Source organism: Pseudoalteromonas sp. BSi20495, from assembly GCF_000241185.1.
Lineage (GTDB): Bacteria > Pseudomonadota > Gammaproteobacteria > Enterobacterales > Alteromonadaceae > Pseudoalteromonas > Pseudoalteromonas fuliginea.
This window is the reverse complement of the sequence record NZ_BADY01000203.1, coordinates 81996-101383: the sequence shown is the minus strand read 5'-3', so window position 1 is coordinate 101383 and position 19388 is coordinate 81996. Positions and strand designations below refer to the sequence as shown.

The 19388-nt window shown below is 39.3% G+C and carries 13 protein-coding genes; 6 read left to right on the top strand and 7 right to left on the bottom strand.

The genetic code is table 11. From position 1 onward, the window contains the following. Window positions 1-209 (top strand): hypothetical protein (locus tag P20495_RS22330; protein WP_206774411.1); only part of this gene is annotated, 209 nt, incomplete at its 5' end. Between the two features lie 116 nt (window positions 210-325). Here the strand turns inward: P20495_RS22330 and P20495_RS00100 are convergent. Together P20495_RS00100 and P20495_RS00105 are read right to left on the bottom strand one after the other, a co-directional pair. After that, complete coding sequence (locus tag P20495_RS00100) at window positions 326-1825, bottom strand: DUF2235 domain-containing protein (protein WP_008139619.1); 1500 nt, start codon at window positions 1823-1825, stop codon at window positions 326-328. 95 nt (window positions 1826-1920) lie between these two features. Further along, entirely contained in the window at window positions 1921-3225 is a 1305-nt protein-coding gene (locus tag P20495_RS00105; protein ID WP_007377410.1) for an NAD(P)/FAD-dependent oxidoreductase, read from the bottom strand. Between the two features lie 247 nt (window positions 3226-3472). On the opposite strand from P20495_RS00105, the gene P20495_RS00110 reads away from it, so the two are divergent. The 3 genes from P20495_RS00110 to P20495_RS00120 all read left to right on the top strand — a co-directional run bounded on the left by P20495_RS00110 (window position 3473) and on the right by P20495_RS00120 (window position 6715). Then, window positions 3473-5401 (top strand): ATP-dependent DNA helicase RecQ, encoded by a 1929-nt coding sequence (locus P20495_RS00110; protein WP_008139617.1) that lies wholly within the window; start codon window positions 3473-3475, stop codon window positions 5399-5401. Between the two features lie 253 nt (window positions 5402-5654). Beyond that, window positions 5655-6062, top strand: a complete 408-nt coding sequence (locus P20495_RS00115; RefSeq protein WP_007377412.1) for a phosphate ABC transporter substrate-binding protein — start codon at window positions 5655-5657, stop codon at window positions 6060-6062. A gap of 344 nt (window positions 6063-6406) precedes the next feature. Next, window positions 6407-6715, top strand: a complete 309-nt coding sequence (locus P20495_RS00120) for a YkgJ family cysteine cluster protein (RefSeq protein ID WP_007377413.1) — start codon at window positions 6407-6409, stop codon at window positions 6713-6715. Between the two features lie 104 nt (window positions 6716-6819). On the opposite strand, the gene P20495_RS00125 is transcribed toward P20495_RS00120, so the two are convergent. The 4 genes from P20495_RS00125 to P20495_RS00140 all read right to left on the bottom strand — a co-directional run bounded on the left by P20495_RS00125 (window position 6820) and on the right by P20495_RS00140 (window position 11022). Beyond that, on the bottom strand, window positions 6820-8439 hold the full coding sequence (locus P20495_RS00125) for a methyl-accepting chemotaxis protein (RefSeq protein WP_033016536.1): 1620 nt from the start codon (window positions 8437-8439) through the stop codon (window positions 6820-6822). Window positions 8440-8651: 212 nt separating this feature from the next. Continuing rightward, window positions 8652-9269, bottom strand: coding sequence for a glutathione S-transferase family protein (locus P20495_RS00130; RefSeq protein ID WP_008139612.1), 618 nt, complete (start codon window positions 9267-9269; stop codon window positions 8652-8654). A 50-nt stretch (window positions 9270-9319) separates the two neighbouring features. After that, window positions 9320-10348 (bottom strand): NADP-dependent oxidoreductase, encoded by a 1029-nt coding sequence (locus P20495_RS00135; protein ID WP_008139610.1) that lies wholly within the window; start codon window positions 10346-10348, stop codon window positions 9320-9322. Window positions 10349-10527: 179 nt separating this feature from the next. Continuing rightward, window positions 10528-11022 (bottom strand): GNAT family N-acetyltransferase, encoded by a 495-nt coding sequence (locus P20495_RS00140; RefSeq protein WP_008139608.1) that lies wholly within the window; start codon window positions 11020-11022, stop codon window positions 10528-10530. Window positions 11023-11171: 149 nt separating this feature from the next. On the opposite strand from P20495_RS00140, the gene P20495_RS00145 reads away from it, so the two are divergent. Continuing rightward, window positions 11172-12377, top strand: a complete 1206-nt coding sequence (locus tag P20495_RS00145; RefSeq protein WP_008139606.1) for an anhydro-N-acetylmuramic acid kinase — start codon at window positions 11172-11174, stop codon at window positions 12375-12377. A 41-nt stretch (window positions 12378-12418) separates the two neighbouring features. Here P20495_RS00145 and P20495_RS00150 read toward each other — a convergent pair whose 3' ends face one another. Continuing rightward, window positions 12419-12904, bottom strand: a complete 486-nt coding sequence (locus P20495_RS00150; RefSeq protein WP_008139604.1) for a hypothetical protein — start codon at window positions 12902-12904, stop codon at window positions 12419-12421. 366 nt (window positions 12905-13270) lie between these two features. On the opposite strand from P20495_RS00150, the gene P20495_RS00155 reads away from it, so the two are divergent. Continuing rightward, on the top strand, window positions 13271-19093 hold the full coding sequence (locus P20495_RS00155) for a DUF4011 domain-containing protein (protein ID WP_008139602.1): 5823 nt from the start codon (window positions 13271-13273) through the stop codon (window positions 19091-19093). The last annotated feature ends 295 nt before the right edge of the window (window positions 19094-19388 follow it).

The following is a 19388-nucleotide window of genomic DNA, read 5'->3' as shown; positions in this document are numbered from 1 at the left end:
AAAATATGACGAGCTGCACTCGTTACGCCAGCAAGCTGCGGGTCTACAAGGTAATGATCATTGAGCTGCGGTTACGATTTCTTGTAGGCGTAGAGCTTGATCACGCGAGAAGCGCAGCCTCTAATCTAAAGTCTGTTTTTCATTTTAAATATGACGTGCTTCACTCGTTACGCCAGCAAGCTGCGCGTCTACAAGGGAATGATCATTGAGCTGTGGTTACGATTTTTGTAGGCGTAGAGCTTGCTCACGCGAGAAGCAAAGCTTCTCATTACTTAATATCCTAAAAACTGCGTTTTTACACGCCAGCAAGCTGCGCGTCTACAGGCTATTCCAGTCTTGTTACTTTTACTTTTATTTTTCCTGCGTTCGCACCATAAAAGCGGCTTAAGTCGTTTGCAAATGGGCAAAACTCACCAGATTTAGTAATTTTAATATCAGCGCCGTCAGCTATTTTAAATAGGTGCTCGTCGTTTTTATTAATCGCTCCTATCAACGAAAACCATTGTGCATGAGGCAATCGTCTAAATGGTTCAAGCACTGCCATTGGGATTTCTTTTACGCCAAGCTTCACATTATCGCGATGCCAACCTATTGGTGTGCACTTTATACCATCGTCAAACCAGTATTGATTTGGATATGGGGTAAAACGGTAAGTAGCGCCTTGCTCTAGCATAAGGCCAGTTGCATTGTATTGCTCACTAGCAAATACTATTACATCTTGGCTTTGGTTAACGCTCAGCACATTCATATTTTGATTAGCCAGTTCTATATGTTGGCTTAAACCAATAAAGCTAAGCGTGGTGTTGTCGTTATAGCTAATTTTGTAATGCAGTTTTTTAAGCGATTCTGGGCGGTAACTGGTTAGCTTGTTAATACGCTCTGCAACGCTGTGATGCACTAAAGGTTTAAGATTGCTAGCTTCGTTATCTATAAGTACATAGCATTCTCTGTCTACTAGTTTAAATAAGGGGTTAAACCAAAAGTAATTTTGCTGATGACTTAATGCGAGCGGATCAGGAATAACCGTCACATCATCTTGCGCAACTAAGTTGTTATCGGGTAGTAGTGTTGTGTAATCTATATCGCGGCTAGTTAATAACGAAATATTAAGCGGTTGCTCTATTAACCACTCAAGTGCATAACGCAAGCTAATATCGGCTAGGCCATCGCGGTAGTAACCACCACCAATGTCTGAATGCGCGCCAGCAAACCACAGCTCGGTAATATTATTTTGATGGTTCATTAGTGTGGGTTCAAAGGCGCGGCGTTTTTCGTCAAGCGATACACAGTGCAGAGCTTGAGATACGTTTGTGGCTATGGTGTGGTTTTCAAAAATAACATGTTCAGCGCCGCGCGTTGCTTTACTTACTTTTGATAAGCCAATTGAGGCTACTGTATCAAATACACAAAGGTAGACTCGTTCACATATTAATAACTCCAGACATTTTGCAAAGCGCCTGGCAAGTGCTGCACCTCGACTAAAACCTGTTAAAAGTAGTGAATCGCCTAGTTGGTAATGAGTTTTAAAATCGGTTAAAGCCTGATTTAAAATACTGGCTACATCGTCACCACGAGGTGCAAATGTTTGGTTTAATACACGCTTTAAGCGACTACCTTTAGTGCCTATCCCTTGATAATAAAAACTGAGTTGGTTTGACTGTGGGGTAATGGGGGAGTCTTCTAATTTACCGCCAAGCAGTAAGTGTAATTTTAGAATATTAGAAATACTGGCGTCTTCTTTAAAGTGTTCTGAGCTAAATTGCTCTGCGTCACGGGGCTCATTCCCTGTGCCATCAAAGTTGAAAATTAGCGTTTTGCCCGTCATAACCCAATTTCCTTAGTTGTTTTAAATACTCTACACAGACAATGTTAAAAATTAAAGACAGTGATAACGCTCACTGCCTTTAATTTAAATCGCCTTTAATGTAACTTCATTTTTGGGCGCACTACACGCAGTACTTTTTCGCTTATCCATAATGCAAAGGTTTTTGCACTGCCGTGAATAGCGCGTTGATGCATTCTATAAAGCGATATATACATAAAGCGGGCAATTTTACCTTCAATAAAAAAGGTATTACTGGTGAGGTTACCCATTAAATTACCCACAGTACTGTAGCTTGATAAATTAACAAGTGAGCCATGGTCGCTATACTTAAAGCCGCGTAGTGGTTGCTGTTTTAGCGTGGCGATAAGGTTTTTTTCGACGCACTGCGCCATTTGGTGCGCCGATTGTGCGCGTGGTGGTACTTGCTTACCATCTGCCTGCGTAAATGCGCAGCAATCGCCTAACACAAAAATGCTTTCATCAACGGTGCTTTGTAAAAACTCATTTACTTGAATTTGGTTGCTGCGGGTCAACTCAAAAACACCTAAATCTTTTATAAAATCAGGCGCTTTTACGCCTGCTGCCCACACCATAATATCGGCATCAATGTGTTCTTCATCTTTGGTGATAAAGCCTTGTGCGGTGCCTTCTTTTACTTGCGTTTGCTCACGTACGTTTACGCCGAGTTTTAATAGTTCGCGTTTGGCGCTGGTGGCTATGCGCTCTGGTAATGCAGGTAAAATACGCGGGCCTGCCTCTATTAAATGTATATGTAAACGTTTAGACGACATATTTGTTAAGCCATACAACTTTAATAGCTCAGACACATGGTAAAGCTCAGCTGAGAGTTCAACACCGGTAGCACCGCCGCCTACAATGGCGATATTGAGCGATTGTTGTTGATTGTCGTCCTGATGAAGGCGCGTAAAGCTGTCGAGTAATGAATGCTGAAAGCGTTCTGCTTGTTGGCTTGAGTCTAAAAAGTAACAATGCTCTTTTATACCTGGGGTATTAAAGTCGTTACTTACGCTGCCAATGGCAATAACAAGGTGATCGTAGCGTACCGTGCGCCCAGGTAAAATGGTGTGGCCTAACTCGTCGTTGAGCGCGGAGAGAGTAATTGTTTTATTGCTTTGGTCTATATTGCAAAAAGTACCAAGTTGAAAACGGTAATGATGTTTTGCGGCATGGGCTGAGTACACAACGCCATCTAAATCGGGGTCAATAGAGCCTGTCGCTACTTCGTGCAGTAACGGCTTCCATATGTGGGTACGGTTTTTGTCTATTAACAGTATATCTGCTTGGTTTTTTTTCCCTAGTTTATGCCCTAGTTGGGTTGCAAGCTCTAGCCCGCCAGCACCACCGCCAATAACGACGATTTTAGGTATTGTAATACTCATAACGTTGCCCTTAAAAATAATATACCCAAATAATCTGTATTATTTTTAGTGTTTTGAGGTTATTTGGGTATTATGAAAATTATTTTTGGCAAACGTAATAACATACTCTTTAGTGAGGTTATTTTGCGCTTAAATAAAGGATATGTCAGCAAAAAATGATGATTAAAGGCATATAAGTTATACTCACTTTTTTATCGCTTAGCTGTGCAGTTAAATCGCTGTTTGAAAAACAACGAAAAGGGTATTTATGACCACGCCATTAATTCAGTCACTTGAACAACATTTTGGTTTTAGCCAATTTAGAACAGGGCAGCAACAAACTATAGAGCAGCTTTTAAATGGTCAATCGTCGTTGGCTATATTTCCGACCGGCTCGGGTAAATCGTTGTGCTACCAACTCACTGCTTTGCACTTACCTAATTTAACCTTAGTGGTTTCACCTTTACTTGCGTTGATGAAAGATCAAATTAGCTTTTTAAATAGCAAAGGTATTTATGCTGCCAGCCTTGATTCGAGCCAAGATCAAATGCAAAGCAGCACTGTAATGAACGACGTGCGAAACGGTAAAATTAAAGTATTAATGGTCTCGGTTGAGCGATTTAAAAACGAACGCTTTAGAGAATTTATAAGCCAAGTGGCGCTTTCTATGCTGGTGGTAGACGAAGCGCATTGTATATCAGAATGGGGCCATAACTTTAGACCCGACTACCTTAAACTGCCACGTTACCGCGAAGAGCTTAATATTCCTTTAGTGTTGTTGCTTACTGCAACGGCCACAAAAAAAGTAAAACGCGATATGGCAGAGCGATTTGCTATATCGCCTGAGTGCATTGTACAAACGGGCTTTTACCGCGCTAATTTAGATTTAAGCGTGTTGAGTGTTAAAACAGCCGATAAAAATACCGAGCTTACCAACATTGTGCGCGCGCAAAGTGGCCCTGGTATTGTGTATGTAACGCTACAGCAAAGCGCAGAGCAAGTCGCTAATGTGCTAAGCGCGCAAGGTATTCACGCTGTTGCTTACCATGCAGGGCTTGAAGATACGCTACGCTGGCAAATTCAAGATGACTTTATGGCGGGTAAAATTAACGTAGTGGTGGCTACCATTGCCTTTGGTATGGGCATTGATAAGTCGGACATTCGCTTTGTTATACATTATGACTTACCTAAATCGATAGAAAACTACAGCCAAGAAATTGGCCGTGCAGGGCGCGATGGCAATCCATCAAATTGCTACACCCTTGCCAATTTAGATGGGCTAAATACGGTTGAAAACTTTGTATATGGCGACACCCCAGAGCTTAGCGGTATTGAATATGTAATTAACGATATTCGCCAAAGCCACCAGCAATGGGAAATGCAAGAGTACAGCCTTTCAAGCGAAAGCAATATTAGGCAACTGGCCCTTAAAACCTTGCTAGTACAACTAGAAATGCAAGGCGCAATAACGCCACAATATGCCTACTATGCCGATTTTAAATACAAATTTTTGGTTGATAAAAACGAGCTACTAAGCCAGTTTGACCAGCAGCGCCAAGCATTTTTAACACAAATATTTAGCCATACCGATTTTAAAAAAATATGGGGTACGCTAAATTTTGACTCCCTTACACAAGCCGCGCAGGTTGATCGAAAACGTGTAGTGGCTGCTCTTGACTACCTAGCCGAAAAAAACCTAATAACGCTTGAAACTAAACGTATTACCCAAGTATACAAAGTGCATGGAGAGGTTATAAACAACCCTGAACTTGCCCAGCAACTGCACGACTACTTTAGCGATAAAGAACAGGCCGAAATTAAACGTATTGCTGCACTGGTTCGCTTTTTTGAGCTACAAAGTTGCTTAAGCTATAACTTAGCGCGCTATTTTGACGATCAAAATGCACCTGAGCAATGCGGGCATTGTAGTGTGTGTAGAGGCCATGCGGTTAAGCTTGAATACTCTATAGAGCCTGCCTATATTGACGAGCAACTTATTTATCAAAAGGTAGATGAGTTTTTAGCGCATATGGCAGGTAAGGGTAATCATAATGTGGGTATTGAAACCCAATGCCGCTTTTTAGCGGGGATGAGTGTGCCGTTATTTGCGCGTAATAAAGTGCGCCAGCTGAGTGGTTTTGCACTGTGCGAGCAGATGCGTTATAGCGAAATTAAAGCAACACTTCTTGCTAGATAGGTATTTAAATAATTACCAAACCAGAATAACGATAAAAAATGTTAAATTTTTGTTTGTTTTCTCGTGGTTTAACTATACTCAACGTGGATATTTCGTTCATACATAGATGATGTGAGCATCGAGACTTCAAAATTGATTGTTTTAGATGTGTTTAAAACTGCTGCAAGAAAGAGACAAAGTGGCTCGTTTGCATAAGCAGTAATGAGTAATAGTAAAGTAACCACGTTTGGTATTGTTTTTTAAGGGGATAGAGATGAAAAAATTAGTGTTATGTGTTCTGTTTTTGTTTAGTAATGTTGCCTTTGCAGATTTTGCCATTATTGTGCATCCCTCGAATGATAGCAGCTTTGACGAGTCTGTTATTACTCGAATTTACACCGGAAAAGAAAAGTCGTTTAGTAATGGCAATACAATTATTCCTGTATCTCAAGAAGAAAAAAATACCGCTACAGAGCAGTTTAACAGCAAGTTACTCAATAAAAGCGCTTCACAGTTGAGAGCATATTGGTCAAAACTTATTTTTACAGGCAAAGGCACGCCACCTAAAGCGCTCGAAAATGACGCTGAGGTCATTAAAATGGTTGCAACTAACCCAAATACCATTGGTTTTGTTTCTACCTCTGCGGTATCGGGCGATGTTAAAGTGGTTTTAAACTTTTAATATTAAAAAACACCAAACAAGCGTGCTAAGTAATAGCACGCTTAATATTTTTAATTGGCATACCCGCTCGTTTAATTAAATGAGCTACTTTAAGATAAAAAAGTATTGTTTATAACAAGACAAAAATTTTGTTATTTAGTTGTTATCGATAATTGCTCCCTGCATTGCTCTACCTCCTGCACCCATACAGTCGTATATAAGAAATTTTAGTATCAGATTAACTAATCAAATTGATTAAGTATTATTTCGGATTAGTATTATATTTATCAACTACAATAAAATTTACTAGCACGTTTTGACCGCTCGTGTATCCTAATTGACGAGTTTCTCTTATTTAAGCCACTATGCCGCATATTGTTATCCCCGTTGAAAATATTTCTACTATCTCAGAGCCAGTTACATGTGCTAACTGCCAAGCCTGTTGTTGCCAATTAGAAGTGCGCATAGTAACCGATACCGGCGTGCCCTTTAACTATATTGAATACGACAAATGGGGGAGCGAGGTAATGAAGCGCGCAGACGATGGTTGGTGCGAAGCGCTCGATAGAAATACGCTTATGTGCTCTATTTACGAAAACCGCCCATTGGTATGCCGCGAGTTTGAAATGGCGTCGGGTGAGTGTATTACTGAGCGCGATTTAGCGGGTATATAGTGATAGCAAGTTAGTTAACTAGATTATACCTACATACAACTTATTGCTACCTACAACAAAGGGGCTTAAAGCCCCTTTTTTAATTACTGTAAAACGCTAAACACTTAAACTTTAAAGTAACTAATATATTTCTTAAGCGTGTTTGAAAGGTCAGCTAATGCAACGGCTTCTTGTGCGTTACTATTAAGTGACATACTGGTTTCTTTCGACATACTGGCAATTTCTTCAACGCCGGTACTAATTTGCGCCACGGTGGCTACTTGGTTTGATGTTGCTTCAACAATTTCAAGTACGTTACTTAATGAGTCGTTAGCTTGTTGCTGTATTTGGTGTAGTAACTCGTTTGCCTCGTGAGTAAGCGTTAAGCCGTTTTCGACTTGCGGTACAGTGGTTTCCATTGCTGTTACCGACGCTTGCGTGTTTTCTTGTACTTGCAAAATCATCTTTTCAATATCGCCTGTTGCATCACCGGTACGCTGGGCAAGTTGTCTTACCTCATCAGCAACAACGGCAAACCCTCGGCCTGTTTCGCCTGCTCTTGCGGCTTCTATTGCAGCATTTAGTGCAAGCAAGTTTGTTTGATCAGAAATACCGCGTATCACACTTAAAATATCGCCAATGTGCTTTACATGTTCTTGAAGTACATTTACTTGAGTAACCGTCGCTTTTACCGTTACCGATATTTGTTCAATTTCGGCTGCTACTTTTTGCACTGCCGTACTGCCTTGCTGCGATAACTGGGCCGTAATTTTTGAATTGTCTTCAGTTTGCCTTACTGCATCGGCAACAGAATGAATACTGCGACTCATTTCTTCTAAACTACTGACAGCAGAATTGGTATATGTCACTTGTGTATCGGCTGCGCTTAGTGCTTGTTGTGAGCCTGATGCCACACTTGCCGAATGTGTTGAGAGCTCTTTAGATGAATTAATAATACTATCTACAATGGCTTTTAGCTTAGTTTGCATTACTCCTACTGATGCCATCATGCTGTTGGGGCAACACGAGTGTACATCGCCTCTTAAATCGCCTTGTGCGATAAGTGCAATTACTTCAGCGGCTTCTTGCGGTTCTCCACCGACTGAGTTTCTGATCAGCTGGCTAATAATATAAGCGACGCTTGCACCAATGATAATAGCGAGTGCCGTTAACGAAATCATCCATATTTTAAATGAGCTGGCTACTTCGCGGGTATCGATAGTTGTTATTTGATTTGCTTGCTCTTGCAAGTTTATGAATTGGTTTATGGTATTGAGCCACTCGGTAAAAGCAGGGCGGGCATCGTTTAATAAAGTATTCGAAGCCTCGTTTAAATCACCCGCATTTTTAGCACTTATTACATTTTGTATAAAAGGGAGGGTACGTCGTTCTATTTGGTTAATTTTATTTATAAGTGAGCGTTCTGCACTCGACATATCTGTAGTTAACTCGGCCATAGCGCGGCTCGATTTTTGATAAAATGCGTCGAGTTCTTTTATATTATTAAAAACGGTATTTAAATCGCTCTGGTTTGTTATTAACACAACATCGCGAACTGCAATAGCCCTGTCGTGTACACTGCCTCTAAAATTAATAGCGTATCGCTGTTTTACCGAATTTACGTCTGTTATGTGAGTAATATTAGAGTTAATGAGGCTAACACGTGAAATTCCGATAATGGTTAAAATAAGCATCATTGATAAGATCACGCCGAAACCAGTAGCTAAGCGCATATTTATTGTCATGGTTTGTCCCAAATATGAAAAGTACTCGTTTTAAGCTTACCAGTACAATTAAGAAATTTTAGAATAATGAATGCATTATGCACCATGACTACTAGTTTTAGCACAATAATAAGTTTTTTTTGTAAAAAATATGTATATAAAATTTATGGTTAAGCTATAAAGCTAAAAAAGAGGCCTAAGGCCTCTTGAGTTTATCTATATTAAATCATTTATTAGTCGTACTTTGCTTCTAGCTCATTAGCTGTATGAAACTTTTCATGGCTTTGTAATTGCTCGTCGTATTTAACGAGGTTTTTAAAGTGCGCTAATTGACCTGAGTTTTTAACTATTTCAACAATAAACGACATCATAAAGTCAGCGCCGGTTAGAGTATCGCCCACTAAATAACGTTTACCTTCTAGGCGGTCGTTAAAGTAGCTAATTACTTTAGCTGTTTCAGCGTCGGCATAGCCTTCTAAAAACTGTGTTTTAGCGCCATCTTTTAGTACAAACATTTTAAGTAAAAGCGGTAAAATTGCTGAGCTTTCTGCAAAGTGGAGCCATTGCTGGTAGTCAACATATTCAGCGGTATTTACTTTTGGAGCAAATTTACCGTTACCGTATTTAGTAATAAGGTAGTCGGTAATAGCGCCTGATTCAGCAATAATTAAACCGCCGTCTTCAATTACCGGCGACTTACCAAGTTGATGAATATGTTTTAATTCGTCAGGGGCTAGGAAGGTGTCTTTGTTGCGCTGATAAGCCACAATTTCGTAGTCAACATCTAGCTCTTCTAAAAGCCAAATTATACGTTTAGAACGGGATTTATTTAAATGGTGTAGTTTAATCATGTCAGTCCTTTTATGGCTTGTAAGGGCTTGGCCTTACAAGCCGTTTAAAATTAAAGTGGGTTATTAATTTTAACCACTGTTTTACCAAAGTTTTTGCCGCAAATCATATCGTTGAACGCGCCTACTGTATTTTCGATGCCTTCTACCATGTGCTCACGGTATTGAATTTTTCCGTCTTGTAGCCATTTTTGCATGTCTTGTGCAAACTCGTCGTAACGGTCACCGTAATCATCAAAAATGATAAAGCCTTGCATTTTAATACGCTTAGTAAGCAATTGACCCATTAGCATACCTAAACGGTCTGGGCCTTCTGGCAAGCTAGTAGCGTTGTATTGCGATACTAAACCACACAGTGGTACGCGCGCTGCGGTATTTAAGAGTGGCAGTACGGCGTCGAATACTTTACCGCCCACATTTTCGTAGTAAACATCAATGCCGTTATCGCAGGCTTTTTCTAGCTGCTCCGCAAAGCCATCAGCTTTGTGATCAATACAGGCATCAAACCCTAGTTTTTTAACTGCGTGTGCACATTTTTCGCTACCACCAGCAACACCCACCACTTTACAGCCTTTAATTTTAGCTATTTGACCAACGGTTGCGCCTACAGGGCCTGTTGCTGCTGCAACAACTACGGTTTCGCCTTCTTTAGGCTGGCCAATATCAAGTAAACCCATATACGCTGTAAAGCCAGGCATACCCATAATACCTAATGCGTATGAAGGGTTTGCAGGTTCTTTACCTAATTGCATTAAGCCTTCGCCGTCGGTAATGGCGTAGTCTTGCCAACCGGTGTAGGCAAGGACCCATTCACCGATCCTAAACTTATCGTTTTTAGACTCTTCTACTTGGCACACTGTTGCGCCAACCATTACATCGCCAATATTAACTGGATCTGCGTACGACTTAGCATCGCTCATACGACCACGCATATACGGGTCTAGTGATAGGTAAATAGTGCGTAGTAAAACTTCGCCGTCTTTTAATGCAGGAAGCTCTACCGTTTTTAATTTAAAGTTTTTTTCGTTCGGGGCGCCATTAGGGCGTGATTCAAGAGTAAGTTGGCGACTAGTCGTAGACATAAAAGATCTCCTATTAATATAAATAAACTACTTACCGAATGTTCACGCTTTAAAAATCGTGTTCAGCTAAACAATAATGCGCGGCTAAGCAGTATGAATATGTACAATGCGTACCTTGATAAAGGAGTTTTGGGCGGGTGGTTGATAATTCAACCTTTGCGCAGATTTAATTAGAGTAATTAGTCTGCTTTGAGCTTACTAAATATATGATTGTTGTAAAACACCCCGTTTTTATAAATGGCCTGTTTAAGCACAGCCTCTTGCTCAAAGCCGCTCTTAGTAAGTGCCTTCATAGAGCCAGTATTACCAGCAAACACAGCGCCAAAAATTCTATTTAGGTTAGATTGCGCAAACGCTTCTTCGCAGATAAGTTCAATAGCGCGAGTAATAATGCCTTGCCCCCAATAGGTTTTATTTAGCCAATAACCAATTTCGCCACTGTGGCTGTATTCAAATTCGCCGGAAGTTATGCCAATACAGCCCGCAAATTCCCCATTTACAACAATGGCCTTAATAATACCGTTTTTTGAGCCTTGGTTTATCCACCAATCAGCATCGGCTTGCGTATACGGAAACGGAATTTTTGACGATAAGTAACGAGTCACCTGTTCATCATTTAAGGTGTTAATAATAAAAGGCGCGTCTTGGGCTTTAAAATCTCTGAGGGTGATCATATTTTTCCATAAATTTTTAGTATGCACGCTAACTTAGCAATCATTTAAGAGTTAAACAATCAGAACCTAAATTAAACGGTTTACGGCTATTACTTTGTTTTAAAGTCCTCTAATATAAGCAAAATATTACACCTATTTTAGATGCCATTATGCACCCTCACATTAAAGCGCTTTATAACAGCGCCCAAAAACCAAGCCGTTTAATTATTGGTTTAATGAGCGGCACCTCGTTGGACGGGCTTGATGTTGCACTGTGTAAAGTAACGGGCGCAGGCTTAAATACACACATTGAGGTTTTAAATTTTACCACTGTTGATTATAACGACGATTATAAAACTAAAATAAAGCAGGTATTTGCTAAGCGAGAATGCGATTTAGAGCTTGTTACTTTATTGCACCCGTGGGTAGGTAAACTCCATGGCGATATGGTTAATAAGTGCTTACATACTTGGCAAATAAATCCGGCAAGTATTGATGTAATAGCAAGCCACGGGCAAACCATTTACCACTGTCCGCAGTCGCAACATAATCACAAAAGCTTTAATAACGGCACCTTACAAATTGGCGATAGCGACCAAATAGCCGTTACTACGGGTATTACAACCATTGGGGATTTTAGGCAAAAACACATAGCCGCAGGAGGCGAGGGCGCACCACTGGCTGTGTATGGCGATTATTTATATTTTTCGAGCGCTATTGAAAGTCGGGTTTTGCTAAATATGGGCGGCATAGCTAACTTAACGTTTTTACCCAAAAATGGTGATGCAAACGGTGTGTTTAGCTCCGATATTGGCCCCGGTAATACCATTATGGATGCCTACGTACAGCAGCATTTTATAGGACTACATTATGACGATGGCGCAAAAATAGCAAAAGCAGGCAAGGTAAATACGCCATTATTGAATGCATTATGTAATAACGCGTTTTTTAAACTCCCAATGCCTAAAACCACAGGGCCTGAGGTATTTAACTTAGCGTATTTAAACGCCGCACAGCAACTTACAAATACTCACCATTTAAGCCACGAAGATATAATGGCCACCTTAAATACCTTTACTGCAACCGTTATAGCAAATGCATTAAACGAGTGTGCAGAGCGCGCACAAAATTGTGTGGTGTATGCAAGTGGTGGCGGTATTCATAACCCGTTACTAATGGCGCAACTTACAGCGCTTTGCCCACGTATTAAGGCGTTTAAAAATACTGACGATTTAGGTATAAATCCCGACGCAAAAGAGGCCGTGTTATTTGCTATTTTAGCAAACGAATGTCTAGCAGGAGAGCAGCAACATCTAAGTAATACTGCACAAGGTATCGCGGGAGTCACTATGGGTAAAGTAAGTTTTTCAGACTAATAACTTATAAGTAGTGTCGCGTAATTTAAGTGCAGTGAGTACTAAAACAGCGATAAAAACGTAGAACCCATACTCGCAAAGTAGCTACGAACGCCTTGAGGCTTAGCATGTTCAGTTGTTATGTGTTCAGGAATGTAGCCTTGCTCAAATGCTTTAATGTACACATCGAGTTGTTGGCTTTCTTTTAAGGTCGTGTTTTTTCCGTGCAGCATCATTTGCACTACAAAACACTGGCTTTGTGTAATGTTACTTAAAGTTAGGTTTACAGTACCAAATTCAAGGTCGTCATTGCTCAGTGTTTTTTCAGTAAAATACTGCGCCCCACGCGCACTGGGTTGCGTTGCACTTAGTGAAATAACATCGCTCTCATTTGCGCCATCAGGCAACACACACTGCAGCGTAATGTTATGCGCAGCATTGGCTTTTAGCGATAGCTTTTCATATTCCATAGCGTGGCTCATCGCCGCAGACATAGAATCATCAAATGATTGCAGTGCAAATGTTAGTTGCACTAAAGGTGTACTCATCTTACTTAATCTTCTTGAGTGTATTCATTTATCGGATAGAGATTATCGCGGATCAAAGTTACAGAATTATGACTCTTATGGTATAAAAAATACGCGTTAAGTTGTGGTGAGTTTCGGCACGGGAAAAGCTATTTAGCAAGAGAGGGGATGCCTTTGAACTCTACCAACGTATGGCTTTTAATGAAATCATGTGAATAAAATAGCCAGACTTGTTTTAGCATATTTTTGGTACATTTTGTTTAAGTGAATAACTTTCTCTATGTAACCAACATGCAAGCCGAGCACTTCTTGACCTATAGTAATGTTATGGTTACATTGATTAAATACACTATCGCACACTAGCAGAAATAGGGATTAATACCTCTCATGGAAGAAACCGATTTACTCGAACAAGATCAAATTCAGTTGGAAATTGATGTAATCTCTACTTTTTCATTAGCTGCTCAGCAGAATGCTTACTCAGTTCTTCGTAATATTCAGGTTTTTGTCTCTGAAAATAACCAGTCAATCTATCGAAACTTAAAGTTAAAGTTATGTGGTATTGACGGGTGGTTAGATACGGTTGAATGGTTAATTGATGAAGTTACTTCTGGCCAACCGGTTAGGTTACCTATTAAAGAGCTAAAGTTTCCTTTTGAAACATTGTTCGGTTTAACCGAAGAAATGGTTTTGCAGCTTAATTTTGAGTTGGTCGATAGCGAAGATAAAATAATATGCAACAAAATTCATAAAGTCAGTGTATTACCTTCAAATTTTTGGGGTGGTGAAACACGCCAACCAGATTTACTTGCTGCTTTCGTTAAGCCAAATGGTTTATATGTAGAGTCTTTAGTGAGAAAAGTTGCATCTGTATTAGAGACCGGTGGCCATGGGCGTTCTGTAGATGGATATCAGTCCAACACTAGAGAAAAGCCTTATTTAATGCTTGCAGCGCTTTGGAACGTGATTTTTCAGGAAAAACTTGCGTATGTCAGTCCACCACAAGGTTTTGCTAAAACGGGTCAGCGAATTCGCCTAGCTGCTGATATAAGTCAATCTAAAATAGCTGCGTGCTTAGATTCGTCGATTTTATTTGCTAGCTGTATCGAGGCTATGGGTTTAAACCCAGTAATTGCAATTACTCAAGGACATGCATTTGCTGGTGCATGGCTCATTGATGAAAAACTTCCTGTTCTTTGTAATGACGATCCTCAAGATATAAGAAAACGTTTCGATAATAGAGACTTGGTTTTATTTGAAACCACGCTTGTAACAAATGCCTCTGCTGTAACTTTTGAACAGGCTAAAGAATACGCCCGTAATTTACTCGGTGAGGATAAAGAAGAAGAGTTTATAATGGTTTTAGATATTGCTCAGGCAAGATCACAATCAATAAAGCCATTATCTACAATTGAGGAAGCACGAATTGAAAGTGAATCTACAGGTGAAAGTATAGAACTTGTTTTGTCTGAAATCCCTCCATTACCACCAGTGCGAGCTGAAGAACGTATAGTTGAAGATAGTCCAGAGACGCGCATTGAATCATGGTGTAGGAAGCTTCTTGATTTAACTAAACGTAACCGGTTATTAAACTTTAACGATAGATCGGTATCAATTAAATTATATTGCCCAGACATAGCGAATATGGAAGATATGTTAGCTGATGGGACTAAATTTAAGTTTTTATCAACGCAAGAGAGCCCATATTTTGACTCTGATCGTGACAGTGAACTATTTCGCTTCCAAACAGGTTCAGAAATTCATAAAGAGTACGCTTTAAACCAGTTAAAAAATAAAGTTTTGTTAGCTAATCAGCCACCTAAGCGGGTTGAGAAAAGTGCGATTGAGCTTTTTAGAAAGGCAAAAAATGATTTAGAAGAAAGTGGTTCAAATACTTTATTTTTAGCTCTAGGTTTTCTGAAATGGAAAGAGAACGCGGACGATAGTCGAAGCTTCAAAGCTCCATTGATATTAATACCTGTGAATTTAACCCGTAAAAGTGCACGTGCTCCTATCTATGTAGAGCAAGTACAAGGTGAAGATCCGATTTTTAATCTTACTTTGATTGAGTTTTTATTATCTGAGCACGATATCAACTTAAATGAGTTTAAAGATGAATTACCTGAAGATGATAGCGGGATAGATGTTCCTTTTATTTGGCACAAAGTCAGGCAAGCAGTCAGTGAGCAGCAAGGTTTTGAAGTTGTAGAAGAGTTGGTTCTATCTTCTTTTTCATTTGCAAAATATTTAATGTGGAAAGATTTAAGAGATCGGTTAGAAGTTTTAAAAGAAAATCAATTTGTTCAACATTTAGTCGATAATCCAAAAGAAGCGTATATTCAAACAGCAGAGTTTGTTGAACAGCATAAAGTTGACGATGCTATAGATCCTGCTGAAGTATTTACTCCATTGAATTGTGATAGTTCGCAATTAGTCGCTGTAGATGCGTCAGCGAAAGAGCAAGACTTTGTTCTTGAGGGCCCTCCAGGAACAGGGAAGTCAGAAACTATTGCTAATATTATTGCTCATAATATTGGTAAAGGTCGCAAAGTCTTATTTGTTGCCGAGAAAATGGCGGCCTTGAACGTGGTATACAAAAGGTTGCAAAAAGTTGGATTGGATCACCTGTGTTTAGAGTTACATAGTAATAAAGCAAACAAAAAAGCTGTGCTAGATCAACTTGGTCAAGCTTGGCAATTTAGAGAAGGGTTGAATCCTGAAACGTGGACTATGCACATCTCTGATCTAAAGGATAAAAAAGATAAGCTAAATGATTATGTAAGAGAACTTCATAAAAAATCGAAGTCAGATATCTCTGTTCGTGACGCAATTTCTAAACTTGCTTTAAACAAAGATAATATTAAATTCAGCTTAGATTGGCCTCTTGATTTGGGTGCAGATAAAACATTAGAAAATGACTTAGGTACACTCAAAGACGCGGTTCTACAGCTTAAAATTGCATTTGAAGACATCTATGATCTGGATATTACTAGTTTCTCATGTGTTAATTCTTCCTCATGGTCGAATGTTTGGCAAAGCCAGCTTATCCAAAAAATAGATGAATGGGCTTCTCAGTTTGCAAGCATTTCAAATAGGTTTAAATCAGCTTTAGATGTTTTAGAATTAAAATTACCTGACATGACTGGCAAGAGCTTATCTGCTTTGAACTCATTACATAAGCTAAAAGAGTTTGCAAAGAGCCGTAATATTTTATTTGTACTGAAGCCAGGTTTTAATGAACGACTCAAATTAATAGAAGATATTGCGTTACGAAAAGAGAAACTAGATGAATTAATTAGTAAGCAAGATAGCCTCATAAAGATAGAGCTATTACTAGCAGCTCCAATAAGAGAATGGCACTCAGAATTTAAGGCGGCCGATAATAGCTGGTTTAAAACCTTTTTTGCTAGATGGAAAATTAATCAACAAGTTAAAAGCTTTGGCTTTCAAAAATTTAATAATTTATCTGTTTTATCTGAGCTCATAAGGGCTAAAAATCTTGCAGAAGAAATCAGTAAAGATGTAACTGAGCTTGAAAATTTAGATATTTGGAAAGACTGGTCAACCACTACAGAAGAGTTAATAGCCACAGCTGAATTTGGTAGATTAGTGAAAGCTAAGTTAAATGAAGTCTTTCCTCTTACGAATGACCTAACTAACATTTTAGTATTAATAAACAAGTATTTCGTTGATGGCAGAGATTATCTAGATAGCTCACTACTGGTCTCTAAACTTGATGAATTCAACTCAACATACATTGAATTTGAAAAAGTACAAAAAGATTTATTTGATTTCAGTATTACGGTTCCTTTTGATTCAAACTTAACTAAAATTAGTAAGTCATTGGCTAAGGTGAAAGATAATCAAGCTAAGCTGAAAAGTTGGTGCGAGTGGGTTAATGCAAAAGATATAGTAAGTAATATCGGTTTAAGTACAGTAGAACAGGCACTAAGTTCAGGTGTAGTTTCATCCTCTGAGTTACTAGATCAATTTGAGCTAGCATATTATAGCTGGTTGGCCCCGCTCATGATCGATGAAAGCAAAGTGTTGAGAGAGTTTAAAGCTTCAACCCATGAAGCAACAATTGATGCTTTTTGTAAGTTAGACGAAAAAGTAGCTAAGATCACGAGCGAATATATTATTGCACTTGCTTCAAGCAGAGCACCTAGTAAGGAAATAAAAGATTCTAAAAATGATCAGCGCTTTGGAGTATTAGCAAAAGAGGTTCAGAAGAAAACCCGGCACATCCCAATTCGAGCTTTAATTAATGAGCTAGGGGAGTCATTGCTAGAACTTACACCATGCATGATGATGTCACCACTTTCAGTAGCTCAATTTTTGCCAGCAGACTTCAAAGGGTTTGATTTAGTCGTTTTTGATGAAGCATCGCAAATGACAACATGGGATTCAGTTGGTTCTATTGCAAGAGGCCGCAATGTTATTATTGTTGGTGATCCAAAGCAAATGCCTCCAACAAATTTCTTCTCAGCGGGGACTTCTGATGCCCCTGATGAAGAAGATCTGGAATCTATTTTAGACCAAGCTTTAGCTGCTCGATTGCCGCTTAAAAGGCTCATGGGACACTACCGTAGTAAACATGAGACTCTCATTGCGTTTTCCAATAGCAAGTACTATGAAAACTCTTTAGTGACTTACCCTTCGTCAGAAACAAAAGAATCAGCAGTTTCGTTGCACAAAGTAAATGGCCTCTATGCAAAAGGTAAAGGTAGAAATAATGTCAAAGAAGCACAAGCTGTTGTTAATGAAATAACAAGACGTTTGCTTGATAAACAATTACAAAACTATTCTATAGGTGTAGTGACATTAAATAGTGAGCAACAACGTACAATTGAAGATTTATTAGATGAAACTAGACGGAATAACCCTGATATTGAGAGATTTTTTCATGAGTCTGAAACAAGTGATTCTGTATTCGTCAAAAACTTAGAGTCAGTACAAGGTGATGAACGAGACATTATCATGCTTAGCTTAGGATATGGTCCAACTGAGCCTGAAGCGAAGACTATGAGCATGAACTTTGGACCGCTTAATAAGCAAGGCGGTGAACGTAGGTTAAACGTTGCTATCACACGAGCGACTACAGAGGTAATTGTTTTTAGCAGCTTTAGCTCATCAATGATTGATTTGAGCCGTACTTCATCTACTGCAATCGAACATCTAAAACATTATTTAGAGTTTGCAGAAAGAGGTCCGGTAGCACTTGCCGAAACTGTTAGAGCTGAGCACGGAGTTGATCAATTCGATAGTGATTTTGAACAAGCAGTGGCTAACGACTTGCGACAATTGGGCTGGAAGGTACAGACTCAGGTTGGTGTCAGTAAATTCAGAGTTGATTTAGGTATTCTTCATCCAGACAAGCCCGGTTGTTATATTACGGGTGTTGAATGTGATGGGGCAACATATCACAGCTCACCAGCAGCTAGGGATAGAGATAGAGTAAGGCAAATTATACTCGAAAGCTTGGGTTGGAATATCGTTAGACTGTGGTCAACAGATTATTTTGTTGATGCTGAAACAGCTATTAAAAAACTTGATCTTAAGTTGAATGAAATACTTGAGCTTGAAAGAGAAAAAGATAGGCTGTTAAAAGCAGAAGCAGAAGCAGAAGCAGAAGCAGAAGCAGAAGCAGTAATGACCCATAAAGATTATGAGCACAATGCTATAGATCAAGATACCTTATCAAATCAAAGTGTCCTTTCTAGAGGCTTACCGTTGCTTGCAAGTGATGAGTTCGATGCAAATAATTACTTCAAGCCTGAATATAAAGCTCGTTTAGAAAAACTTGTGAAAGAAACTTTAAGAGAGAGGCCGGGGATAACATTGCATACTCTTGCCTTAGAAATTGCTAATTTACATGGATTAACTCGTACAAGTAAAAAGCAAGTCGACTACATTTGTGAGCTTATAACTCCGTGGGCTGGAATCAAAGATAACGCAGGTTATTCCCCAACAGTCTGGCTTTCACCTGAAGATACTTGTGAGCTAATAAATTGGCGTGGTGTTAATGCTTTTGGCTATGAACGAAATTGGAAAGAGCTAGCTTATGAAGAGGCTCTGGGTTTAGCTATTCATGCTAAAAGTGCAAATGTAGAAAATCCAGTTGAAGAAATGTGTTTAGAGCTAGGACTCAAAAGGAAACATGAGACAACGATTAAGCAGTTTCAAATGTGGCTTTCTTTAGTTAAGTAAAATGATTTAGGCCATTATGCATCAGGTAATATTCTTATCTTATGGCCAAAAGTGTGATCCAGCTCTTATATTAGGCGAGTTTATTCGGCTTGTTTAGAATAAACCGAGATTGATTGTAAACGTAATATCTCAGCTAATGACACTTCGTGCGTGTAGTTGCTCGAAAATGCAGTAGTGATATTGCCTGCAACGCATTTGTGCATTGTATTACTGTATTAGTCCGCGCTTTAGTACGCCATAAATATACACTTTGCTATGAAAATATCTTAAAACTAAAAGAGTTTAATTATTGAGG